Annotated in this window: 23 protein-coding genes and 2 pseudogenes; 5 read left to right on the plus strand and 20 right to left on the minus strand. The window is 41.7% G+C overall.

The genetic code is table 11. The features are described from left to right. Nucleotides 1-138 precede the first annotated feature (138 nt). The 4 genes from rodA to IM319_RS11145 form a co-directional block, all read right to left on the minus strand. Nucleotides 139-1419, minus strand: coding sequence for a rod shape-determining protein RodA (rodA, locus tag IM319_RS11130; protein WP_287735630.1), 1281 nt, complete (start codon nt 1417-1419; stop codon nt 139-141). A 17-nt stretch (nt 1420-1436) separates the two neighbouring features. Beyond that, nucleotides 1437-2498: an Mrp/NBP35 family ATP-binding protein gene (locus tag IM319_RS11135; RefSeq protein ID WP_286825530.1), complete on the minus strand. Its 1062-nt coding sequence runs from the start codon at nt 2496-2498 to the stop codon at nt 1437-1439. 258 nt (nt 2499-2756) lie between these two features. Beyond that, the gene (locus tag IM319_RS11140; RefSeq protein WP_287735632.1) at nt 2757-3548 is read right to left on the minus strand and encodes an MOSC domain-containing protein; all 792 of its coding nucleotides are present in this window, start codon (nt 3546-3548) and stop codon (nt 2757-2759) included. After that, nucleotides 3535-4812, minus strand: a complete 1278-nt coding sequence (locus IM319_RS11145) for a glycosyltransferase (RefSeq protein ID WP_287735633.1) — start codon at nt 4810-4812, stop codon at nt 3535-3537. Before IM319_RS11145 ends, IM319_RS11140 begins: the two co-directional genes overlap by 14 nt. A gap of 165 nt (nt 4813-4977) precedes the next feature. Between IM319_RS11145 and IM319_RS11150 the strand changes: the two genes are divergently transcribed. Next, nucleotides 4978-6138: a glycosyltransferase gene (locus tag IM319_RS11150; protein WP_287735634.1), complete on the plus strand. Its 1161-nt coding sequence runs from the start codon at nt 4978-4980 to the stop codon at nt 6136-6138. Here IM319_RS11150 and IM319_RS11155 read toward each other — a convergent pair. Next, nucleotides 6135-7451 (minus strand): AtzE family amidohydrolase, encoded by a 1317-nt coding sequence (locus tag IM319_RS11155; protein WP_287735636.1) that lies wholly within the window; start codon nt 7449-7451, stop codon nt 6135-6137. The genes IM319_RS11150 and IM319_RS11155 overlap by 4 nt on opposite strands. Continuing rightward, entirely contained in the window at nt 7448-7624 is a 177-nt protein-coding gene (locus IM319_RS11160) for a DUF4089 domain-containing protein (RefSeq protein WP_002740449.1), read from the minus strand. The genes IM319_RS11155 and IM319_RS11160 overlap by 4 nt, the downstream gene beginning before the upstream one ends. A gap of 381 nt (nt 7625-8005) precedes the next feature. On the opposite strand from IM319_RS11160, the gene IM319_RS11165 reads away from it, so the two are divergent. The 3 genes from IM319_RS11165 (at nt 8006) to IM319_RS11175 (ending at nt 11968) form a co-directional block, all read left to right on the plus strand. Next, a complete protein-coding gene (locus tag IM319_RS11165; protein WP_287735638.1) occupies nt 8006-9607 on the plus strand; it encodes a B12-binding domain-containing radical SAM protein in 1602 nt (533 codons plus the stop codon). Nucleotides 9608-9799: 192 nt separating this feature from the next. Next, nucleotides 9800-11227: an ABC transporter substrate-binding protein gene (locus IM319_RS11170; RefSeq protein ID WP_287735639.1), complete on the plus strand. Its 1428-nt coding sequence runs from the start codon at nt 9800-9802 to the stop codon at nt 11225-11227. 15 nt (nt 11228-11242) lie between these two features. Next, nucleotides 11243-11968 carry a WecB/TagA/CpsF family glycosyltransferase gene (locus tag IM319_RS11175; RefSeq protein ID WP_287735640.1) on the plus strand — a complete coding sequence of 242 codons (726 nt, stop codon included), beginning with the start codon at nt 11243-11245 and terminating at the stop codon, nt 11966-11968. A 10-nt stretch (nt 11969-11978) separates the two neighbouring features. Here the strand turns inward: IM319_RS11175 and ureG are convergent, their stop codons facing one another. From ureG to psbP, 4 genes and pseudogenes are all read right to left on the minus strand, one after another. Then, the gene (ureG, locus tag IM319_RS11180) at nt 11979-12572 is read right to left on the minus strand and encodes an urease accessory protein UreG (RefSeq protein WP_002792251.1); all 594 of its coding nucleotides are present in this window, start codon (nt 12570-12572) and stop codon (nt 11979-11981) included. A gap of 175 nt (nt 12573-12747) precedes the next feature. Continuing rightward, nucleotides 12748-13335, minus strand: a complete 588-nt coding sequence (locus IM319_RS11185) for a Maf family protein (RefSeq protein ID WP_287735642.1) — start codon at nt 13333-13335, stop codon at nt 12748-12750. Between the two features lie 128 nt (nt 13336-13463). Next, nucleotides 13464-13853, minus strand: a pseudogene (locus tag IM319_RS11190) (hypothetical protein). Between the two features lie 316 nt (nt 13854-14169). Further along, nucleotides 14170-14718 carry a photosystem II reaction center PsbP gene (psbP, locus tag IM319_RS11195; RefSeq protein WP_287686880.1) on the minus strand — a complete coding sequence of 183 codons (549 nt, stop codon included), beginning with the start codon at nt 14716-14718 and terminating at the stop codon, nt 14170-14172. Nucleotides 14719-14780: 62 nt separating this feature from the next. On the opposite strand from psbP, the gene IM319_RS11200 reads away from it, so the two are divergent. Next, nucleotides 14781-15563 (plus strand): tetratricopeptide repeat protein, encoded by a 783-nt coding sequence (locus IM319_RS11200; protein ID WP_287686878.1) that lies wholly within the window; start codon nt 14781-14783, stop codon nt 15561-15563. Nucleotides 15564-15637: 74 nt separating this feature from the next. Here the strand turns inward: IM319_RS11200 and psb34 are convergent, their stop codons facing one another. The 10 genes and pseudogenes from psb34 to IM319_RS11250 form a co-directional block, all read right to left on the minus strand. Further along, a complete protein-coding gene (gene psb34, locus IM319_RS11205) occupies nt 15638-15817 on the minus strand; it encodes a photosystem II assembly protein Psb34 (RefSeq protein ID WP_002759001.1) in 180 nt (59 codons plus the stop codon). A gap of 229 nt (nt 15818-16046) precedes the next feature. Beyond that, a pseudogene (locus IM319_RS11210) lies at nt 16047-16628 on the minus strand (DNA-methyltransferase); the annotation flags it as partial. Nucleotides 16629-17015: 387 nt separating this feature from the next. Continuing rightward, nucleotides 17016-18026 carry a tryptophan--tRNA ligase gene (gene trpS, locus IM319_RS11215; RefSeq protein ID WP_287735644.1) on the minus strand — a complete coding sequence of 337 codons (1011 nt, stop codon included), beginning with the start codon at nt 18024-18026 and terminating at the stop codon, nt 17016-17018. 61 nt (nt 18027-18087) lie between these two features. Beyond that, nucleotides 18088-19401: a dolichyl-phosphate-mannose--protein mannosyltransferase gene (locus tag IM319_RS11220; RefSeq protein WP_287735648.1), complete on the minus strand. Its 1314-nt coding sequence runs from the start codon at nt 19399-19401 to the stop codon at nt 18088-18090. Nucleotides 19402-19414: 13 nt separating this feature from the next. After that, nucleotides 19415-20044: a Uma2 family endonuclease gene (locus IM319_RS11225; RefSeq protein WP_287735645.1), complete on the minus strand. Its 630-nt coding sequence runs from the start codon at nt 20042-20044 to the stop codon at nt 19415-19417. A gap of 34 nt (nt 20045-20078) precedes the next feature. Continuing rightward, nucleotides 20079-22127, minus strand: coding sequence for a DNA phosphorothioation-associated putative methyltransferase (locus IM319_RS11230; RefSeq protein WP_287735646.1), 2049 nt, complete (start codon nt 22125-22127; stop codon nt 20079-20081). Nucleotides 22128-22170: 43 nt separating this feature from the next. Beyond that, nucleotides 22171-22950 carry a photosystem II S4 domain protein gene (locus IM319_RS11235; RefSeq protein ID WP_286825511.1) on the minus strand — a complete coding sequence of 260 codons (780 nt, stop codon included), beginning with the start codon at nt 22948-22950 and terminating at the stop codon, nt 22171-22173. Nucleotides 22951-23021: 71 nt separating this feature from the next. Beyond that, nucleotides 23022-23531: a hypothetical protein gene (locus IM319_RS11240; protein ID WP_286825510.1), complete on the minus strand. Its 510-nt coding sequence runs from the start codon at nt 23529-23531 to the stop codon at nt 23022-23024. Nucleotides 23532-24020: 489 nt separating this feature from the next. After that, complete coding sequence (locus tag IM319_RS11245; RefSeq protein ID WP_287676923.1) at nt 24021-24278, minus strand: type II toxin-antitoxin system HicB family antitoxin; 258 nt, start codon at nt 24276-24278, stop codon at nt 24021-24023. Continuing rightward, nucleotides 24275-24469, minus strand: coding sequence for a type II toxin-antitoxin system HicA family toxin (locus tag IM319_RS11250; RefSeq protein ID WP_287686871.1), 195 nt, complete (start codon nt 24467-24469; stop codon nt 24275-24277). Before IM319_RS11250 ends, IM319_RS11245 begins: the two co-directional genes overlap by 4 nt. Nucleotides 24470-24654: the final 185 nt, after the last annotated feature.

The raw sequence follows: 24654 nt of genomic DNA on the forward strand, positions 1-24654 counted from the left end.
GTACCAGGCATGGGAGTGATCAGGGGGAAAATTCAGGTACTTTTTCCCTGAAAATTAGGTAGTTGACCACCTGAAAATCGGTAAAACCCATCCCCCATCCCCCAACCCCCACCGAAAAACTTTTTCAGCAGACCCTACTTAGTACAAACGCTTACGGGGGCGATAATTAGCCACGGATTCCACTAAACCCAAGGCGATAAAATTGGTTAATAAAGATGAACGTCCATAGCTTAACCAGGGTAAAGGAATCCCTGTAATCGGGGCTAATCCCACGGTCATGCTAATATTAAGAATTGCCTGAAAAGCGATCATCGAGAGAACACCGATCGCTATTAAAGACCCAAAGTTTTCTTTAGCAGTATTAGCAATGACTAACAAACGCCAACAGATTAACCAGAAAGCTATTAAAACCAAAATACTGCCGACAAAACCGAATTCTTCCCCGACGACGGTGAAGATAAAATCGGTGTGTTGTTCGGGAATAAAATTTAATTGGGTTTGGGTGCCTTGGTGTAATCCCCGTCCTAATAATTCTCCGGATCCGATGGCAATGCGGGATTGAATTAATTGATAACCTCCCCCCAAAGGATTCTTTTCTGGGTCAAGAAATAGGGTTAAACGATCTTTTTGATATTCTTTTAATAAACCCCAAAAAACCTCGCCTAATTTACCCACTGCCAGATTAGTTGCCACCACGATGAAAGTAGATAAAAAACGGTAGGGAAGGGTAAACCAAGCAAGGACAGCGATGATAATTGCTAAAACAATCCAAGCAGGAAAAAGTAAATTAAACAGAAAAACCGATGCGAGGGGAGATAACAGGATAATCATCCAAGGGAGTTTGGCATTAGCCCAGTAAATCATGCCTAGGGTAATTGCTCCAAAGACTAATCCTGTCCCCAAGTCCGGCTGCGCCATAATTAACACCCAGGGGATGGCAGTGACGGCAAATACACGAGCGATCGCAAAAAGATTATCGGCGGGACGATGATGTAGGAGGGCTGCCAGGGTGATAATTAAACCTACCTTGGCAAATTCCGACGGTTGCACGTTAAAACTGCCGATATTAATCCAACTTTGCGCCCCATTCGCCGTCACCCCTAGGACAATTACCGCAATTAGGGAGAGATTGGTGACAAGATAGGTTAACCAGTGCCATTTCAGCAGACTTTCGTAACGACAACGGGACAGAAATACAGCGATCGCCACTCCCCCAGCACCGAATAACCAGTGTTGCCACCAGTCGAGAGCGGTGGTGTTCCTTTCGGCACTACGAATCATTAAACCACCGAAAACGGTTAAACCCGTCACCAAAACGAACAAAAGCCAATCAATTTGGGCTATATCCCGGAAAATGAAGCTAAACTGCTCGTTAAAACCCCTTAGTTTCCTACTAATAAGGGACTGTCTTCTCACCATTTCTCTCCCCACATTTATTAACTATAGGCTGCTACGGATACTTTCGCCGCCACCTGACGAGCGATCGCTATCAGGGCTTTAGCTGAGGCCGATTCCGGTTGCCCCACAACCACTGGTACACCAGTATCACCGCCCTCCCGTAGGGATATCTCCAGAGGCACACATCCCAGTAAAGGAATGCCCAATTCTTGCGAGGTTTTTTCCCCACCACCGGAACCAAATAGATCATAGGAGCGATCGGGCTGATCGGGAGGGATAAAATAACTCATATTTTCCACGATACCCAAAACCCGCGCCCCTAGCTGTTGGAACATTTTTAAACCCCGGCGCGCATCAATTAAAGAAACCGTCTGGGGAGTGGTGACAATCACCGCACCCGCTAGGGGGACCGATTGAATTAAAGTTAATTGTGCATCCCCAGTACCGGGAGGCATATCGACGATTAAATAGTCTAAATCGCCCCAATTGACTTGATAGAGAAACTGACGGATAATGCCGTTTAACATCGGACCGCGCCAGATTACCGGTTGATCGGGGTTGATCAAAAAGCCCATGGAAACCATTTTGATGCCATGGTTGAAAGCGGGTTCCAATATCTCGCCATTTGCGCCCTGTACGCTCACTTGTGCGTCATTTAAGCCCAACATTGTCGGGGCGTTGGGGCCGTAGATGTCCGCGTCTAATAGCCCCACTTTTGCCCCTAAATGAGCCAAGGCGACGGCGATATTCACAGCCACGGTACTTTTTCCCACACCGCCCTTACCACTGGAAACGGCGATAATATTTTTAACCCCCTCCACACCTTGGCGATCCGGTAAAGCTTTTTGTTGCGGGGTTTCGGCAGTTACATCCACGGCAACACTTTCCACACCGGGCAGCTGTTTAACGGCTTTTTGGCAGTCTTCAACGATAAATTCGCGCAAAGGACAGGCAGGAGTGGTCAAAACTAGGGTAAAGCTAACTTTTCCGCCATCGATCGCCACATTGCGGATCATGTTCAATTCCACTAGGCTTTTTTGCAGTTCCGGATCTTGAACGGGACGTAATACTTCTAAAATCGATGCGGTATCAAGGGGCATGGTTTCAGTGTCTCTAGTCAAGTATTGTTCTTATGGTTATTTATCTTAACCTTGTGGGGGATGGGTGTTGGATGGTGTTGGGGTTTTAGGGTGTTAGGGTGTTAGGGTTTTAGTTGAAATTCCCCCATTCCCCCATTCCCCCATTCCCCCATTTCCCCACTTCCCCATTCCCCCATTCCCCACTTCCCCATTCCCCCATTCCCCACTTCCCCATTCCCCCATTTCCCCACTTCCCCATTCCCCCATATCTCTATATCTCTAGATTACGCTAATAGGATCGCCGACTTTAATTGTACCTGTCTTTTCGGGGATGACATTTTCTCCGAACATAATTCCCCCGGGGAAACTGCGAAAAGTGCTTAAGGTTTTTAGGGGTTCCATCTGAGAATTTCTCATACCTGTTTCTTGATCGGTGGTGGTGATAATACAGCGACTACAGGGTTTAACCAGAGCATAGGTGATCTCAGCAATTGTGATCTTTTGCCAACTACTTTCGCTAAAAGCTCGATCGCTACTAATAACAATATTAGGCCGAAAACGATTCATCGGCACGGGTTCAAGTAAGCGCTTATTTAAATCCTCTAAAGAGGCAGTATTAGTTAATAAAATTGGATAACCATCGGCAAAGCTAACGGGAGTATGATCGTTCCCCGCATACTGAGGATTCGCAGGACGCAGGTAATCGGGAGATTGTCGCAATAAACGACAAGGAATGTCCAGAATTTTCTTAAACCATTCGGCGATTTCATCCCCTTGATCGATGGCTATAGTTTGAGATTCCCAGATTTGAACCGCTCTTTTTTCTCCTGTAAAATTAGGCTGAAAAGTCAGGGAATCTTGAGATGTTTTTAGAGAAAAATTATCTTCGGTAATCGTTACAGAAACCGTGGCTAATTGCGGATATTCCCTTTGAGTGATAAATTTACCCTTGCCATCCACTAACATCATTTCTCGATCCCAGAGTAAACCTTTAGTAGTCACTTCAGCTTGGGATAATTGAATACCTCGACAGGATTTAATCGGGTAGATATAGAGATCAGTAACCTGCATTTTCTTTCAGTAGTTCTACATATTTTTTCGCCACATCTTCCCAAGTCCAGAGATTAATTTTATTGGGGATATCTTCGGGTAACAAGCGAGGAATTGGATTGAGGATAAATTGTTCTAAACAGTTGGCTAAACTCTCCGCATCTCCCCTAGTATAGAATTGCACTCTTTCGGGACAATTATATAATTCTACCTGTTCTTGAAACACTTCTAAATCGGAAGCGATAACGGGAATACCTTGTAAAATGGCTTCTGCTATTGCTAATCCAAAACCTTCGTATTTTGAGGGAAATACCACACAGGAACAGGTTTGATAATAAAATTGCAATGTTTCATAGTCTTGATAACCTAATCCCTTGATATGACTCTCGAAAATTTCTTGATTTTCCCGATAAACTCGGTTACATTCTTTGAGATAATCTTGGTATTCTTGGGTTTTGGATTGTTGAGATAATTGCAGATTTCCACTAACTAGATTATCGGTTTCTTTACCGATGACAACTATTTGAAATTTTAAACCTTGTTTCGCTAGTTTAATGGCTGCTTTGAGCAAAGTCAGATGATCTTTGTAGATACCAAAGGAGGAGGGAAAATAAAAAGTAACTAGCTCACTTTTGACTAAATCACTCTTGGGATTAGACTGCTCGATAAATCCTGCTAAGGGTACAGCTTTTAACTTACTAGCATAGGTAGCATTGGGAAAAACCTTTAAAACATCGTCTTTAGTTTTTTGGGAAATCGTGAACAGTAGATCGGCCTTATCTAACCATTCTTTTAAGACTTCATTGTAGGGTTCTTGATAGGATTCTGAGTAAGTTAAGGGAGCAAATTGCCAAAAGACATCATAAATAATGCCACTTAAAGTAACCTTGACATTGGGGGGAGAAATCCGATTAGTCATCCCATACAAACAGTGATCAGCTTGGTAACGCTTGATAATCTGATTAATTCTTGCTTCGATGCGTAAAAGTTCAATTCTACGAGAGAAAAGACGATGAATAGAAGTCAGTCTTAGGGTTTTATAAAAATTCGCCATAAGACCATAAAAATAGATTAAACTTGTCTCAAAACTCTGGGGATAAAAATCAAAATTTTCGTAGATAAGTTTATCAGAATCGGGCATTAAAGACTTAAAATATTCAATTTCATTACGAGGGAGGATGATAATAATTTGTTCGACGTATTCTAATAAGCTAGGTATTAAAGAGATAATGACTCTTTCTACTCCTCCTTTGCGATAAAACACGATCGGGATGACAATTTTCATAGATTTTCTGGCAGATAGATGGCAATAAAAAGATTGATTTTTGACTTGAACCCATTATATGATAGGCTCGAATTGTTCTACTGAGTCGAGAAATCGAGTTAAATTCGAGAAACTAAGACTCTATCACCCATCGCCCCTATTTTTCCTCGATCTTGGAGAAAAAGAGTGTCACAAGCTACTCCATCCCTACAATCTAATCTCAAACAATGGCTACGGGCCAGCGCACCTTCCCTATTTCAAATTAAACAGCGTTTGAGCGCCCGTCGTTGGCCGAAAAAATCGATCGTTATTTACACAGAAAAATATCGTCCCATGCGTCCGGCGGAAATTTGGCAACAGGGGGCCAGTGGCACACAGGCATCGGTGGCTTTTTTAGCGCAGGAATGGACGAAACGCGGCTATAAAGTGACGATTTTTGGCAATTGTGAGGGTATGGAAGGGGAACAGGACGGTATTCGCTATGTTAATTATTACCACATGAATTGGCAGGATCACTTTGAGACATTGGTGATCTCTCGTCATCCCACCTATTGCCGTCCGGGTACCAAGGCAGAACGAATTTTTTTTGATTGGCAAGATATTAAAGTGCCGGCAGACTCCTATACCCCGGAAATTTTGGCTAGATATGACAAAATTTTCTGTAAAAGCCAATATCAACGGGATTTACTGGATTTCTGTGCCGATCATCAATGTCCGATTGTTCCTAATGGTATCGATACTTCCCTTTTGGCTGTAAGTGAGACAGTGCCGGAAAGTGACTATCTTCCCTATCGTCTAGTCTATGCCTCTCGTTATTATCGCGGCCTAGAGTCGATGTTAAAGCATGGCTGGCCGATTATCAAGGCGGAAATTCCCGCAGCCGAGTTACATCTCTACTATGGTTTTACTAAACGGGATGGCATTGGCGATCGCAGGGAATGGCGCGATAATTTAATCGCTTTGATTAAAGCTAGTCCGGGGGTAGTTGATCGCGGAATGATGGGTTATCGTCAACTAATCGAGGAAAAAGCGCGCTCTGCTATTCATTACTACGGTTGCACCTATCGTGAGATCGATTGTATTTCTGTGCGCGAGTCGGCAGTGGTGGGCTGTCTGCCAGTGGTGACGGATTTTGCCGTTTTTCGAGAAAAAGACTACTGTGTGAAAGTGCCGGGGGAAGTAACCGATCCCGCTACTCAGGAAGCTATAGCCTGGAAAATTGTCGAATTACTGAAAAATCCCCAGCTTTTAGCCCAAGAGCGCGCAAGATGTGGTCAAATTGCCCTAACTGACACTTGGGAGCGATCGGCCGCCGCTTGGTTAGATGTGATTGAAGCTGATGCTTAGACAAGCATTTCCTCTAAAACCTTGGCTACGCTTAGGATTAAGTCTTCGCGATCGGGGGCAGCGATGATTTGCAAACCTAAAGGTAGCTGGGATGGACGTTTAATCGGCAAAGAAAGGGCAGGTAAACCGATAAAAGAAAAAGGTTGGGTGAATCTGCCTAAATTAGGGCGAATTAATAGCTCTTGCCCGTCAATAATCATTTTTTCTACTCCTAACGGTGGCGCAATACAGGGAATCGTCGGGGTGAGGATAATATCGACTTCGGTGAAAATCTCTCGCAGACGATCGCGATACCAACGGCGAAAACGTTGAGCCTGTAAATACCAGCTAGAGGGAATTAATGCCCCTGCCAAGAAGCGATCCCGGGTTGCGGGGTCAAAATCCTCTAATCTGGTCTGTAAACGCGGTAAATGCCAATTTGCGCCCTCGGAAGCGGTAATTATATAGGCGGCTGCCCTGGCGCGGGCGGTTTCGGGAATGGTGATTTTTTTGGTAACTCCTAAACGTTCGGCGATCGCTGTCACCGCCTCGATTACTTCTGGTTCGGCTCCCTGCTGAAAATAATCGTCGGCAAGGGCTATTTTTACGCCCTCTAAGCCATTAAAAGGGGCTTTAAGGTTATTTTTGGCAAAAAGACTCCAAATAGCCGCCATATCCGCCACATTGCCGCTAAAAAATCCCAGATGATCCAAACTACTAACGAACAAAAATAAGCCCTGACGGGATACGCGCCCAAAGGTGGGTTTTAGCCCCACCACGCCACAGCAAGCGGCGGGAACCCTCACCGAACCATTAGTATCAGAACCGAGGGCGAGAGGCACTAAATTAGCGGCAACGGCGGCGGCGGAACCACCGGAGGATCCCCCCGAGACGCGACTAGGATCGAGGGGGTTGGGAGTTGCTCCATAATGGGCATTTTCGGTGACAAAACCGTAGGCGTACTCATCCATATTGGTCGCCCCCACCAAAACCGCCCCGGCTGCTTCTAGGGTTTGTATAGCGATCGCATCCTGTCTTGCTGGGGGATTATCCCGATTGATTTTGGAACCTGCTAAAGTGATGATTCCCTCGATATCAAAGAGATTTTTGACGGCGAAGGGGACTCCCGCTAAGACACCGACGGGTTCCCCATTGGCGATCGCTAGATCAATTTTTTGGGCTTGAGCGAGCGCTCTGGGGTGTAAAATGTCGGTAAAGCAATTTAAATGGGGATTTTTCGCCTCTATCGCCGCCAAAGTCTGGCTAATAACTTCTAAGGCGCTAGTTTGACGATTTTGGCTCGATCGAGCTAAATTGCTCACAGAAATAGTCATGGTTCAAAGCTGAGGGCGCTTTCCCCGTCATCCTCTAAGGGAAATTCTGTCACTAAACTGGCGATTTCTTGCAAGCGTTGCCAGTTTTCAACCACAGAATTTAAATAGCGATCGGGAATGGTTAAATCTAGGATTTTCGCCATGATTATAACGTATTCTTCCGGGTTATTCATAGATTTCGTTCCGGCTGGGGCGAAGGAGATAAAGAGTTGCTTGAAAGCGGCGCTCAGGAATAAAATCGACACCTAGTTAAGCTGCTAGGATATAAGAGAAAATCTCCTGTAAATACAATAGCTATCCCTAGGGAGGAAGTATAACTTGAATTTGTTCCTGACCACCGAATCCCCAGGATCATAACCTTAAATATGTTCATAGAACTGTATGCCGAGATATTTTCCCCTCCTTCACCTCCGGATTAAATTAAAATTATAAGTAGGGAGGCACAATTATTTGTAGGATGGGTTAGCGCACTTCGTAACATGAGCGGGCGTTGGGTTTCATGCTTCAACCCAACCTACGTTCTGATAACTGATAACTGATAACTGATAACTGAAATGACCATCTTACAAGACGAAAAACTACTCTTTACTCCCGCAATACCTAACAGTGATGCCCTGAGAACTATTTTTGCTTTCCCTAATCAGTATTCCCTGGGTATAACCAGTTTAGGTTATCAAATTGTTTGGGCAACTTTAGCCCTGCGATCGGATATACAAGTTAGTCGTTTATTTACAGATTTTCAAGAATCTTTACCCCGTTATCCCGAATTAGTCGGCTTTTCCTTTTCTTGGGAATTAGACTATGTTAATATCCTCTCGCTGTTAGAATCTTTAGAAATTCCTTGTCACAGTCATCAACGGCAAGATCGGCAAGCGATAATTTTCGGAGGTGGGCCAGTTTTAACCGCCAATCCCGAACCTTTTGCCGCTTTTTTTGATGTAATTTTATTGGGAGATGGTGAAAATTTAATTGCTGATTTTATTAATGCCTATCAAGAGGTTAGAAACGCCGATCGCCCGACAAAACTCCGTCATTTGGCACAGGTTCCGGGGGTATATGTTCCTAGTTTATATACCGTTAATTATGATAGTCCTGAAGGTGAAATTACAGCAATTCTACCCATAGATAATAATGTGGCTGCCTTTGTTAGTAAACAAACCTATCGCAGTAACACTCTTGCTGCTTCTACGGTGGTAACAAAACAAGCGGCATGGGAGAATATTTATATGGTAGAGGTGGTGCGAAGTTGTCCAGAAATGTGCCGTTTTTGTTTAGCTAGTTATCTAACTTTACCCTTTCGTACCGCTAGTTTAGAATCTTTAATTCCCGCCATTGAAAAAGGTTTAAAAGTGACCGATCGTCTTGGTTTATTAGGGGCTTCCGTCAGTCAACATCCTGAATTTGAAACCTTACTTGATTATCTTTTTCAACCACAATTTGAGGGAGTTAGACTCTCGATCGCCTCAGTTAGAACTAATACAGTCACGGAAAAATTAGCCAGAATTTTATCCCAAAGAGACACCAAATCAATTACTATTGCCGTAGAAAGTGGTTCCGATCGCCTGCGAGAAATTATCAACAAAAAGTTAGCCAATGATGAAATTATCCAAGCTGCCATTAATGCCAAAGCGGGCGGTTTAAAAGGGATAAAACTCTATGGTATGGTGGGAATACCGGGAGAAGAAACCGAAGATATTGCGGCGACTGTGGAAATGTTAATAGCCTTAAAAAAAGCCGCCTCTGGACTGCGAATCTCTTTCGGTTGCAGCACCTTTGTGCCTAAATCCCATACTCCTTTTCAGTGGTTTGGAGTTAATAAAATGGCCGAAAAAAGATTAAAATATCTAGAGAAACAATTAGGTAAACAGGGCATAGAATTTCGACCAGAGAGTTATAATTGGTCAGTAATTCAAGCCCTCTTATCTAGAGGTGATCGCCGCTTAACTTCCCTGTTAGAATTAACCCGTGGTTACGGTGATTCTTTAGGCAGTTATAAACGGGCTTTTAAGGAACTAAAAGGACAAATTCCCCCTCTAGATTATTACGTCCATCAGCAATGGCGTTTAGAACAGGTTTTACCCTGGAGTCATTTACACGGTCCTTTATCCTCAAATGTTTTAGTAAAACATTTAGAAGATTCCCAAACAAAAAGGTAAAGTATCGCTAATAAGCTAAGACGCATTTAAACAATGTCTTGACTATCAGACCCAAAATGAGGTATTCTATCAGGGTATATCTGGTAGTGGTGCAATTCAGACTTTAATTAGCCTATTAAAAGCCCAAGAATGTTACTTTTATTAACTATAAATCTCGATTAAACCATTAATTTAATCTTAGCTGATCAGCCCATGAGCCAGAAAAATGATACAGTTCCCCTCCTTTTAGCCCTGCTGATTACCCTAATATTTTTTGGGGTAGGTAGTTGGTGGTTATACAATCGTTTTCAAGGAAAAAATAACCCAACCAATCTTTCTGAAATCGAGAAAATATCACCAGAGCAAAAATCGGTATCGGCACAAGCAAAATTTAGTCAAGGGGAAAAATTATTAATAGTTGAAGGGGCTTCTTCTGACAAACAAGCTGCCATACAGGCGATCGGGAAAGGCGACTTTCAGCAAGCAGTTTACCTCCTAGAAAAATCCCTGCAAACTAATCAAAATGATCCCGAAGCTCTCATCTACTTAAATAACGCCCGTATTGGTCAAGCTAAGTCCAATACTATCGCCGTTTCCGTGCCAATTGGGAGCAATGTCAACACCACCCTAGAAGTTTTACGAGGAGTTGCCCAATCTCAAAATCAAATCAATCAAACTGGAGGAATTAATGGCACTCCTTTAAAAGTTCTCATTGCTGATGATGCTGATAATCCCGAAATTGCCGCTCAAATTGCCCAAAAATTAGCGGCTGATAACAGCATTTTAGGAGTAGTAGGACACACTAGCAGTGATACCTCTTTAGCCGCAGCTGCTATCTATCAAAAAGCAGGATTAGTAATGATTTCCCCCATCAGTACCTCAGTTAAACTCTCCAATTTTGGTGACTATATCTTTCGTTCTGTTCCCAGTGATTTTGTGGCAGCACGGGCATTAGCTGAATCTAGCTTACAAAAAATTCCTAACGTCAAGGCAGTGGTATTTTTTAACTCCCAAAGTAATTATAGTCAATCCCTAAAATCTGAATTTATCACCGCTTTAGGATTAGGAGGAGGTCAAGTGGTGAGTGAATTTGATCTATCTTCCCTGACTTTTACCCCTTCTAAAAGCCTCCAACAAGCTCAACAGGAGGGAGCAAATCTAATCGCCCTTCTTGGGGATAGTGGTACCCTAGATGAGGCTTTGCAGGTGGTTCAAATCAATGGTCAAAAATTACCGATTGTGGCGGGTGATGACGTTTATAGCCCCAAAACTCTGGATGTAGGCGGAAAAAATGCCCTTGGCATGATTGTCGCTGTCGCTTGGCATTTAGGGGCTAATCCGAATAGTCCTTTTGTCAATAATTCCCGCCAATTGTGGCAAGGAGACGTAAATTGGCGCACTGCTACCGCCTATGACGCTACCCAGGCTTTAATCGCTGGCATTAAGGCAGAATCTAGCCGAGAGGGAGTTCAACAGGCGTTAAGAAGCAGTAATTTTTCTGTGCCTGGGGCAACTAATCCAGTGCGATTTTTACCATCTGGCGATCGCAATAAATCCGTGCAATTAGTGGTAGTTCAACCCGGTTCTCGTTCTAGTTTTGGGGTGGATTTTGTGCCAATTTCTCGATCAAATGACAACTAAATCAAGATGACTTATATGCTAGAAACTCCCCCTAAATATTCAGTTCTCGGTTTACCAGTTCATCTCCTCGATAACTACAGTCGTTGGTTAATTGATCGCGTCTATCAAGGTTTTGGTTCCCACGTTGTCACTCTTAATGCAGAAATGGCCATGTTAGGGGAAAATGATGTCAAAGTGGCACAAGTTATTCGGGAAGCAGATTTAGTTATTCCCGACGGCGCTGGGATTGTTATTTACTTAAAATTAAGGGGCAAAAAACAAACCCGCTGCCCCGGTATTGAATTATCAGAATCCTTAATTACTGAGTTAGGAATGCAGGGAGAGAGTTTTCCTATTGCTTTTTTTGGTGGTAACCCGGGGATTACGGAACAAGCGGCAAGTAATTGGCAAAAAAAGATACCTAATATCCGTATTCTGACTAACCACGGTTATCTATCCTCCGAGGAAATGTCCGATTGGATTGAGGTGTTAAAAGATCAACAACCGCGGTTAATTTTAGTTGGTTTGGGAGTACCCCGACAAGAATATTGGATTAGGGAACATCGCTATCTCTGTCCCCAAGCTATCTGGGTAGGTGTGGGGGGTAGTTTTGATATCTGGTCCGGTACAAAAATCCGCGCCCCTCGCTTTTTCTGTGACAATAATTTAGAGTGGTTATACCGACTTTATCAGGAACCTTGGCGCTGGAAAAGAATGTTAGCTTTACCTAAATTTTTCTGGCGCTCTCTTTTTTATTCCTAGTAATAGTTTATTATAAATTCTTTTCAATAAAGGCAATCACTCGCTCTAATCCTTCCCGTGTTTTTAAGTTGGTGAAGATAAATGGTTTATCTCCGCGCATTTTTTTGGCATCTCTATCCATCACTCCTAAATCTGCCCCCACCATCGGGGCTAAATCTATTTTATTGATTACCAATAAATCCGATTTGGTGATACCGGGTCCCCCTTTGCGAGGGATTTTATCTCCGGCTGCCACGTCAATTACATAGATGGTTAAATCTACTAATTCGGGGCTAAAGGTTGCCGCTAAATTGTCGCCACCACTTTCCAGAAAAATTAGCTTTAAGTTAGCAAATTTTCTCTCTAACTGTTCAATGGCAACTAAGTTAATTGAGGCATCCTCGCGAATAGCTGTATGGGGACATCCTCCCGTTTCTACTCCTAAAATTCTTTCCGGGGCTAAAGCTTGCGATCGCACTAAAAATTGGGCATCTTCTTGAGTATAAATGTCATTGGTGACTACGGCGATCGGATATTGATCCCGCAAATTTTTACACAGGGCATCGAGCAGGGCTGTTTTTCCTGAACCCACCGGACCGGCAATTCCCACGCGCAAGCAAGACATAGTTTTTTCGGGAAAAAGTGAAAAGGAAAGGGTTAAAAATTTTGGGGCTATCGGATAGAAAAAAGAGGGGTTCGCAGGGCGACACGGATTCCCATTATAATAAAAGGTTAACGCAAATCTGAGAATTTGTCAAGCCTTTTTGCCAATAAATTTGGGGAAATTATCGACAAAAAGATCACCAAAAGTCAGTGATTTGGTAGCCAAAATCCGTTAACATCTGCCTAAATAGGGGCAAACTTAAACCGATAACATTACTGTGACATCCCTCTAATCTTTCCACGAATAGACCCCCCTTTCCTTCTAGGGCAAAACAGCCGGCACATTTGAGGGGTTCTTCGGTGTCAACGTAGGCAATAATTGTTTCATCACTGATATTGGCAAAGTAAACTTTAGTGATCCCACAACGAGTCAAAGTTTGATTATTAACTCGATCGATTAAAGCATGACCTGTATAGAGTGTACCCACCTGACCGCGCATTTTTTGCCAACGCTCGATCGCTTCTGATTTATCCTTGGGTTTGCCATAGACTTCCCCCGCTACTTCTAAGACAGAATCGCAACCAAGAATTAATCCTGTATCAAATTTAGGGGCGATCGTTTGCGCTTTACATTGGGCTAAAGTTTGGACAAGATGGAGAGTATCATCAGCGTTAATTGTGGATTCATCAAAGTTACTCACTCGCACAATCGGATCGATTCCCACCATTTTTAATAGTTTTTTGCGCGCAGGAGAAGCGGAAGCAAGAATCAAGGGAATTGACATAAGTTTTCAAGAAAAAAGGAAAAAAGTTAGGTAGGGTGGGTTAGGCAATGACAAATTATGAGACTTAATTATTGATTTATCTATTTACCGTAACCCACCATCAGTTATCGGTTTTGTAGCTATTTCTGCTAAGAATTGGCAGAATTTTCGGGGGGTAAATAACGATCTAAAATCTCAACCATGCGGTATTGTCTTTCTTCATTGTCAAATCAATTGTAAAAATATGACTGAACCTCATAAAAATCTGACCTTGATCGAGTTAATTGTCCTAGGAGTTGATCAAGTCCCCGTCTGTCTTTTTCCCATTCTTTTTTAGACTCAGCAAGACTATTAGTTAACGCTTCGATCGATTTAGCGTTAGAATTAGCGATCGCTCTAGTTTCTTTTAATCCCTGATTGGTTTCCTGTAGTCCTAATTTAATCTCCTGTAGTCCTGATTGAATCTCCCGTAGTTGTGTTAGGGTGTTTTCCGCAAGAGATTCGAGTCTATCTAGTCTATTTTCTTCCGAGTTACTCATATTCAGTTATCAGTTATCAGTTATCAGTTATCAGTTATCAGTTATCAGTTATCAGTTATCAGTTATCAGTTATCAGTTACCAGTTATTAGATTTGAGTTTTAAGTGACAGTATTAAATAGAAGTTTCCTACTGTCTTTTCACTGATTACTGATTACTGATTAAGTAAGTATTTTATCTTTAATTGTAACCGGCTACCTAGTTGATGATAGGTGGTGCGTTACGACGGATTTTTACCTTTAAGTCAAAACAGGAATTTTTGCCGTCTAACGCACCCTACATTTTACTACATTTTACTATTGCCTATTGCCTATTTCCCTAACTAACCGAGAAAGAATCAACGATAGTTTCAAAGAGTTCTTGAATTTGCGTCCAACGTTTTTGGGAAGTGGAAAGATTAAAAGAATAGAGTTTATTATGATTAACCGTGACGCTGGCCAGATTATGACGTTCTTGGCCGTTGGCTAATTTAACTTGATATTCGAGGATATAATAATCTTGTCCGTCGATTTGATGGGATTCTGAGCGAATTAATTCTACTTCCTTATCAAGATTGGGGTTAAGACTGTTATTTTTCAGGAGACGATAGCCAACTTCCGAGGGTGTCCCTAAATCTGTTAAGGTTTTATTGTCGGGGACGGGGTTGATAATAACGCTTAAATTTTCGCTAGTTTCGATCAGGTCATGAAAAACCACATCTACTCCTGCAACTTTTTTCACATCCACCTGCGTCCAACCCTTAGGATATAAAAATTGATAGCCTTGGCTGCCACTGGTATATCCTTGCAGTCCAGCGATGGGAGTTGCACAACTGGTTAAGAGGAGGGTGGTAATGAGGAGGAAAGTCGCCAAAAGAGATTTAATCATGATATTTTGACCTGTGAGTAGGGCTGTTTAATTTTACCTTGAATTGTTTAGGTGAAGGGATTATGAAAATTAAGAAAAAATTGACAATTATTGTGGCTATAGCGACTTTTTTACTGACTGTCTCTCCCCTAAGCGCTCAAACTACCGCTAACCCCGTGAAGGCTGTAGAATTTTATAATCGGGGGGTGGATCGTTTAACCGCAGGGGATTACTCAGGAGCGATCGCAGATTTTACTCAGGCTCTACAATTAGAGCCGAAGGATGCCGATGCTTATTATAATCGCGGCTATGCGGAATTAGTTCTCGGCCAGTACGAGCGAGCGATCGCAGATTATACCCAGGCCTTGACAATCAACCCCAATTATGTTAATGCTCTCGGTAATCGTTGTTATGTGCATTATCTGACGAAAAAATACGAGGCAGCGGTGGAAGATTGCACAAAAGCGCTCGCTTTAAACGGAAATTTTGCTGATTTCTTTATTTATCGCGGTAATGCCAAGGATGACTTGGGAAGACACCTAGAAGCGATCGAGGATTACACAAAAGCTTTGAGTTTACAGGGAACTAGAGGACAGGATCGCATTTTCTATAATCGCGCCCTGGCCTATAACCGAGCCGGACAGCAGGAAATGGCTTTAAGGGACTATAATGAGAGTCTGAAAATTAATGCTAATTTTGCCGAAGCGTACCACAATCGGGGTTTGACCTATTATAAATTGGGAAACAGGGAAAAAGCGATCGCTGATTTAGAGGAAGCGGCCCGTCTAGCGTTATCTCAGGGTAAACAGGGGACTGCGGCTAAGTCTCAGTCAGCAGTGGCATTAATTCAGGGACAAAAGCCCTAAAATAGGGAGTAGTTGTGATATTAGCGGTAAAGAGGAGTGAAAGGGGCTAAATCGCAACTACGAGGGACTAAATTTTAGCCAGCTTGAGATGCGTAAAAAGCGACGGCTAACAGTCCACCGACAAGTGTGATCGCAGCAACGCCCCAGACAAGATAATTACGTTGTTGCGATTTAGTCGGGGGAGCCGCTTGATAAACTTTCGGTTCGGCGGCGAAATTATTTAAGCGTCCACCTTCTTCGTTTGTATAAGGCATAATCAAAACCTCAAATATGACAATTTTTAAGGAAAAAAATCCTCTTATTACAATCGTACAACATATCAGTAACCGAGTCGGGGATGTTTGGAATTCCGGCGGGGATAACAATTCTTAGTCTTGGGGTAACTGCCGGACTCTGATATTTTTATTGGCGATCGCATTTTCCATGATTGAAACTGCGAAAACAAGTTAAAAAAAGTCAATCATACCAAATCCGTTTTTAATACTATAATAATGATCCTTGAATATAAGTATTGCTTCTTTCTTTTTTAAATCTTTTAAATCTCTCCGCAGCTATCTCGCAATAGTCTTGTCGAATTTCAAAACCCACAAAAATTCTTCCTAATCCCAAGGCCGCTATTCCTGTACAACAAGAACCAGCAAAGGGATCAAGAATTATTTCTACGGGGTTAGATGAAGCTTGTATAATTCTCTCGACAATTGCTAAAGGAATTTGTGCGGGATGTCCAGTTCTTTCCTTAGAACTGCGCTTTTCTCCTGTAGTGACTTTAGCAACTTCCCACACATCAGAAGGATTTTTACCGAGGGGATTACAACGATATTTACCATTTTTATTTTGATTGGGATACTTAACGTTAGGGTCACGAATATTATCTAAGTTAAAAGTATATTCTTGGCAATTTTTTAGATAAAAAAGCCATTTTTCATTGCGAGGACTAAGACGATTTTTTGTAGAAACACCTGCCCCATATTTCCAGACAATTTCTTGTAAAAGATAAAAGGGAGACTTATCCCAAAGAAGATAGGTAATCGGAACACATAATCCCTTTTCTGGTACTTCTAAATAGGGTTTGCGGCAAAAAGTTTTTCGTGGGGGTAGGGTGTGGGGTGTGGGGTGTAGGGTGTAGGGTTTTACCCATTTTCAGGTGGTCAATTACCTAATTTTCAGGGAAAAAGTACTTAAATTTCCCGCCGATCACTCCCATATCCAGTACTTTTTGATTGACAAAAGGTCTAACAGTCTTACCCAACAAGGTTTTTAGATTTATTCAGCAAGCCCTAATTATGCCCTTATTTTAGCAAAATATCACTGGAGTTGTGCTTAATTTAATAACTTTTGTAATCATTCTCCTTCCCTTACCCTGGATGTGGGGGGGTAGAACCCCACCAAGAGTTCAAGATTGACTGATAAAGCAGCGAGTTTTCCTTGAAAAATCTCCACCGAAAATTATCCCTAAAATGGTGGTAAATAACCCATGGCATTTTTGACTCGATCGAGAGTTTGATTGGCTACCGCTTCTGCTTTGAGACGACCTTGTCGTAAAACCGTGGCTAAATAATCTTTATCCTCTCTAATTTCGGCGTATTTTTCCTGAATAGGTTTCAGAGATTCTATGGTGACTTCTGTTAACATCGGTTTAAATTGTCCCCAACCTAAATCGGCACATTCTCCCGCGACAACCTCTTGACTTTTTCCCGATAAAATGCTATAGAGAGTTAATAAATTATGGCATTCGGGACGTTCCGGATCATCGAAAGTTAAACCCTTAACTAGATCGGTTTTACAGCGTTTAATTTTCTTGGCAATGATATCGGGACTATCGAGAATATTAATCCGACTCATCTCGGAAGGATCGGATTTAGACATTTTATTCCGGCCATCGGTTAAGCTCATCACCCGCGCTCCTTCCTTGCGGATCATCGGATCGGGAAGTTTTAAAATTGGTTGTTTCGGTTGCCCAAAAAGATGATTAATTCTAACGGCTATATCGCGGGTTAATTCTAAATGTTGTTTTTGATCTTCTCCCACGGGTACTTTATCGGCATCGTAGAGTAGGATATCGGCAGCCATCAGCACGGGATAATCGAGTAAACCCGTGCCAACATTTTCCCCCTGTTTAATCGCCTTTTCTTTAAATTGAATCATATCGGTTAACCAATTTAAAGGGGTGATACAATTCAATAACCAAGTTAATTCCGTATGGGCCTTAACGTGGGATTGGACAAAGATAGTCGCATATTCTAAATCAATTCCGCAGGCTAAATATAAAGCGGCAATTGCTAAAGTATCCTCCGCAAGAGTTGCGGGATTATGGGGAACGGTGATCGCGTGTAAATCGACCACACAAAAGAAATTATCGTAGTCTTTTTGTCCCTCCACCCAATTGCGGATCGCACCGAGATAATTGCCTAAATGTAAATTGCCGGTTGGTTGCACACCAGATAAGATTCTTTGTTTACCCATAACTCATGCGATCGCTTTTTATCATGATTTTATTGTATCAGTTTTTGGGGCTAATTTCATCCTAAATCCAATTGGAAAAAATCATTCTCAGATAATAATCCCGCACTGACAGGGGAATGCCTAAATAAATTGGTAGCCAATGGATAAAGGCAAAAATTATCAAAATTATGAGCGAGCGCGAGCAATTTTTATAAATAGGACTGGAACTTTCTAAACCATCGGCTAAGAGCCAAGCTAGGGCAATCCAAGTGAAGCTATAGGCAGCCATATAATGATAGAGAAAGGTACAGCGACTAATTTTTAACCAGGGCAGCAGATTAGCAATATAGTTACAGATAAGATAGGCGGAAATTACTCGCTCTTTTCGGTTAAATAATCGACTAAAAACCACTAGAATTGCTCCCGTAGAAAACCACCATAAAAACGGATTACCCATAGCGTGAACATCATAAATTTTATCACCTACTCTCTCAAAATAATAAGCCACAGGTCGCCCCATTACTAACCAACTATACCAGGGAGAACAATAGGGATAGACATCAGATTGATTACCTTTTATTCTCTGATGAAATGACCAAATTTCTTGATGTACTTGCCAAAAATTATATTGATGGTTGACGAGAAGATGCGGTATCCACAGCAAACTATAGGTGACTAGGGGAAAGACAATTAAGGCGATAAAAATGTACTCTAATCTCAGGTTAGTTGCCTTTGTCCAAAGATTATCTTTTGACTGCTCTTGCTTCAATAATTTTATTAACCAAGCAATAGCGATAAAAATAAATATTCCCAGTAAAAATCCTAAGCCATTCCATTTAATATTTGCCGCTAAACCAAAACAAACTCCTGATAAGAATAGCCAATTGAGTTTTTGATTTTTCTGGAGCGCTAATAAAAAAAATAATTGTCCAGACAAACCGAATAAAATTAAGTAAATATTATTGAGAGCATAGCGGGATTCCACCAAAAATAATCCGTCTAAACTGGCGAGGAAAGTTGTGATTAAAAATACAGTTTTTCTCTGGGTTAATTGATAAGCAATTGCGCCAATAATTAGGGGAATAAAAGAACCAGTGAAAGCATTTAACCAGCGATAACTAAAAGTTGAGCGCGGGGAACCAGTTAAATTATTAATGGTTTCAGGATCGGCAGGAAAATGGGAACCAATCCAGATACTAATAGCAATTAAATATTGACTTAACGGTGGATGAGACTGGAAAAATTCTTTACCGATTAGATATTCATTGCCGTATTTAGCATAATAAACTTCATCGAAAACAAGAGTATTAAATTGACTGAGATTCCAGAATCTTATCGCCAGAGAAAATAAAAATATTGCTAGGATAGATAGGTTAAATTTGACTTGAGAATTCATGGAAAGACAATAGTTATGATAACTGGGAATTTTCTGGTAACTGCGAGCGAAATTCTTTGACAGCAAGACGGGGATTAGGATGGTTGACATATTCGGCTAATAATTCTAAATTTAAATCCGGTAATAAAGCACTTTTAGGGATTAAAATATATTCGCCATTCTCTTGCAAAGAATAGATTTTTAACTGATTATCTTGCCACAACCAAACCTCTTGAGTTCCCAATCTTTTATAAACTTCTAAAACTTTCAGGCTGCCACTGGTTAAAATTATTTCGATCGCCAAATCAGGAAACTCTTTTTCTGTGAATAAACAAAAACATTCATCTGGTTCTTTTCCCGCTTCTTTTTCCTGTTTTCGCAAAGTGGTGGAACCTAATCCCCAGAAATCAATTTCAGCATATTCTAAATAAACTTCTACCAATCTACCGATATTTTTTTTGCTAACTTCATGACGACGACTAGGAGCCATAATTTCTACCATTCCATCTAAGTAAGTAATGCGATAACTCGAACTATCTTCTAAATGTTTTAAGAGGGTTTCGTACTGTTGCCAATTAACCCCAGAAATTAACATTCTTTGTTCAGGATCATTAGCTTTTAACTCGAAACCTTCTAATCCTTGTAACCGAATCGTAGTCATCATAAAATTAATTACCTCGTCTATTTGACTTAATTACTCAGCAAGACTTATTTTGATTTCTTCTGGTCTGAATTTTAGCGCGTAAAATCTTAACTTTATAGGGATCAGCATCTTTTCGCCACAGGATCTGATAGCCTTTGATTGTAGCACAATGCTCCTCTAAACATTTTTGCCAACCCTGTAAACGTTCGATCGCTTTTCTATCTTCTAACAATCCCCAATCCTTTTCTAATTTAGTTAACTGAAGCAATTTATCATAGTTAGGATAATCAGCCGTTACTAAAAGCTCTTTTTCGTGTAGAATTGGCGGATTAGGACTATCCCGATAATCGCGAAAACTAAAATCAGCCGAACCTAAATATACATCCATGCTAGTAGCTAAAATCGGATGGATTTCTGTATCAAAATTGGGGTAATAAAGATAGGAAATTTTGGGTTGACGAAAGGATAAACGAATAACATTAGCATTTTCTAACCGTCCGATAGTTTGACTAGCACAACCTTCATATAAGCGTAATAACATCGGTAATTTTTCCAGAATGCTAATATGAATAGTTAGGGAATAACGGGAAAGTTTGCCTAAAGAACTATTTTCACAAGTACGAGCGATCGCTGCCAAATTTCCCGCACTTATTAACACTTCTTCTGCTAAAGCGCAAGCATTGCGATAACTGCCAAATAAAGCTTTAAAATCGGCACGGGTAGCGGGGGATAATTCCCGTACTTTCGGACAGTGGCTAAATTGACTTAAAGCTAAATAAAGTAAAAGATCGGCGCGTCTTTTATCGGCAATTATCTCCCATTCTTCCGCTTCTGTTACTTGTAAAATCACTTGAAAAGCTCGTCTAAAAGTGCCAAATTCTGCCTTAATTTCTTCCTCTTGTAATAATTCACCCGCGACGGGTAAACGTCCCTGCTGGGTGTAAAATTCCATCAGGGGAGTTAATAGATCTTCGTAATCTTCAAAGCATTTGAGATGGGTTTTAATTTTAGGAGTGGTAGCGCGGGAACGCCATCTGGATAAACGAAAAGCTTCCGCTTTTTCTTCCTCTCGAAAAACTAGATAAACTCCCAAAGTTATCGGAATAGAATCAACCCCCAAAGTGCTATCAATATACTGTTTTAGTTCTTCCTGTTGATAGTATTTTTGAAAGGTATTACGACGGGTTATAATTCCATCTTCATACGCCATTAAACCCCGTTCGCTATCATCAATTAGAATCTGTGCTGAAACAATTAAAACTTGACGGGTTAGTTGCCAAGCTTTTAATAAGGCTTCCTGCCGTTCTTCGGCGGATTCAATAACATTAATTACATAGCCTAAATTAACAATATCAGATTCAATTAAAGGACTATCGGGACGATAATAAGGATCCCAACCTTCACTTTGATAACCCTGTTCGGCTATGCGTTCTATATCACCTCCATAACCACAACCGTAATCAAAAAAAGTGGTTTCAGGAAGGAATAATCCCGCCGCTAATGCTAATCTTGTCGGACGAGAAAGGGTTTTGCGAACAAGAGCGGCTTTGTGGCGATCAATTATTATCGATTTTTCCTTTTGTCCCTCTAGATTACAAACTAAATAATCTCCTGCAAAATCAAGGTTATGCTTTCTTAAAAGCCGTTGCCATTCCTGTTTAGTACCGATGGGATAAGAACTGTTTAAAAGTCCTAAAGCACTCTCGATTTTTGTGAGATGATCGAATTCTTGATAAAGGGGATAGTCCCTAGTAACAAAAGTTTCTTTTCGGTGTAAAATGGGCGGATTATCGGCATTTTGATAATTCCATTCACTTAAGATTAATGTCCCCATATCTACCACTAAACTTTTAGTTAAAGCTGGGTGAGGTTCCCGATCAAAATCGGGATAAAAAAGATAGGATATTTTCGGTTTATCGGTGCTAAATTTAATTATTGTTGCCTCAGATAAATGCTGATTAATTCTTCCTTTTTGTTCGTAATTCTGGAGGATAGGATCAAGTTGATGTAATGCCTCTCGATGAACATAAAGCGCCCCCGGTAATAGTTTACCGATGGGACTAACTTGACACAGTTGCACGATTACGGTGAAATTCTCAGTCATGGCAATTAATCTGTCTAATAACAAATTCTAGAGACAGAAAAAACTAAATAAATCTAGTTAAATGAACCCGATAGCGCTCTTTTTTTGTCATAGTAACCTCACCCACTTCTAGACGACCTTTTCCCCGAAAAGAAATCAAATCACCGGTTTTAACGTTATAACTAGATTGGCTGATATCTTTCCAGTTAACTCGCACATCCCCAGCGCTAATTGCTTCGGCCATTTTACTGCGAGAAATGCCAAAACCCGCCGAGGCGATCGCATCTAAACGCAAGGAAGCTTCCACAGTATTAATTTCTTTTTTTTGCGGTGGTCTAACTTTTAATTCCGTCAAAGGAATCGGGCTAGTTTTCACGGGAACTGAACGCACTTGTAGTAAATTAGCACATAAAAAATCTGCCAATTCAGGCACTACAATCGCCTGCGCTCCTCGCTCACCTAAAACGATTATATCGCCGACTTTTTCCCGGACGATACCCGTCCCTAACATCGCCCCTAAAAAATCCCGGTGGTTAGCGGTATCAAAAAGAAAATTACCGGCAATATCAAGGGCAGATAGGGGAATATCTGTTACTGTCAAAGGTAGATCAACTCTAGCAATACCGAGGCGCTGTCTTTCTGCTTGGGGATAACCGCCCCATTTTTGCATTGACACATCTGTTAAACGCTGAAAAACCCGTTCTACTTCCGCTAAAACCGCGGGAGAAAGAAAGTCTGTCACCGTCACTTCCCAAGTCTTGATCGCTTGTTCGGCTTTATCAATAACTTTCGCTATCTCCTCGCGATTCTCGACACCCTTTAGTAATTCTTCTCTTGGTGACATTGTTTTGTGGTAATTAATCAAAAATTCTTAGGAAAAAATCAAATGACCGATAACTTATTCCCGATAACCGTTCACTGTTCTAGGGCGTATCCTTGCAGATTTTCGGGGTTAAATTGACGGAGGATAAGAGTCGCTTGATTTTTCAAGTTTTCGGAACCCTGCACGACAATAATATATTTTCCAGCGCCGAGACGATTGCGATAGGGAAGTGCATCGCCACTGCCGGACGATAAACCCACGCCACCACCGACGAAAATACTGCCCATTGCCCCCCCAATCGCCCCAGCAATGCCGCCAACAATATGATTCCCCGGTTCTCCGGCCCAATCAAAGGTATGCAATCCCGTAATCAGGTTAAAAAGGTAGCCACCGGCAAAACCGAAGGGAATTAGCCAAAAAGCCATGAGAGTAGCCCGTTTTTTGGCCTGTTGGAAGGGATCGATCAAACCGAACTCATCGGCACTTTTATAGCCGCGACCGAGAATGGTCACTTGAGATTGGGGAATTCCCGCTTTTTCGAGGGCAACGGCAGCTTCTTCTGCTTGTATGCGATCAGCTAACACGGCAATGAGATAATTCATATTCTCCAACTTTTCAGCTATCTTCATCTCCTATTGTAAGGATTTTGGGGACTGAAAAGCCGCTCGATCGAGAAAATATTAAAGGGGATGGGAAGAAATTATTTTATTTTGGTGATTTCTGGCAATAATTGACCATAAAGATCAAGAGAAAGGACATTTTTTTCACCAAAAAGAAAGCCCCATTTTGGCTCAACCTAGAATAACAGCCACCATCACTACTATAGGCCAATTATCATTATTAACAAGAAGTTTTTTCGGATTATTACCATTGGCATCAGACTGTAAAGCTTGACTCACTTGTGTCATTATTTTAATCTTATCCCGGTTCACTCCTGACGTAAAAACTAAAAAATAGGTTAGAGTTCCAGCAATGATAGCTAGTCTTCAGGAATAGACCTGTGCGAAAATTAAATTTGTGAGAAAAAAGAGCAAGACAACCCGTGCGATTGCCCTGTCAATCGTAGCTGATTGGGTCGCCCTTGTTCTTCTTCAGTGAAACCCCAGCAGTTTTTGGGTAGTCGGCAAGAACCCTCCTGCAGCGACTCCAACCAATCCGACTTTAGTTGTGGGTTCTGGAATGGTTTCCCCGCGTTCTTGCAAAACTTCAAGGTAAAGTTTAATCGCTTCTTTAATATTTTCCTGAACCTCTTCAAAGGTATCTCCAATACTCACGCAACCGGGCAAGTCGGGAACCATTGCGCCCCAGTTTGTTTCGCCTTGTTCGTAAATGACGGCATACTCTTTCATGGTTGATCCTCCAATTGAGCTTGTTTCCAAATCGATGCTAATGTTCCTTTGGGTATGTCGTCCCCAGGCTTGCCAGGAACAACCACGATTCCTGGCTTTGTTTCATGGGCAAGGATACGATGGCTCCCGCGCATTCGCATCTGATACCAACCATCAGCTTCTAATCGTTTGAGTACATCACGAACTTTCAATCATCCCCTCCCTTGTCTCCGCCCATCGGGTACTTGATTGTAGATTTTGACATCCTCACCGCCGTAAACGGACGGTGATTCCCAAACCTCACGATTTAGGTTTCTGCTTCTTTCCCTTGCGGGGTTTCGCACCTGCCTTAACAGATTTACTCTGTTCTGGTCTTATGGTCGCTCTACAGACTGAC

It is taken from the genome of Microcystis sp. M113S1 (assembly GCF_020246945.1).
Taxonomy (GTDB): domain Bacteria; phylum Cyanobacteriota; class Cyanobacteriia; order Cyanobacteriales; family Microcystaceae; genus Microcystis.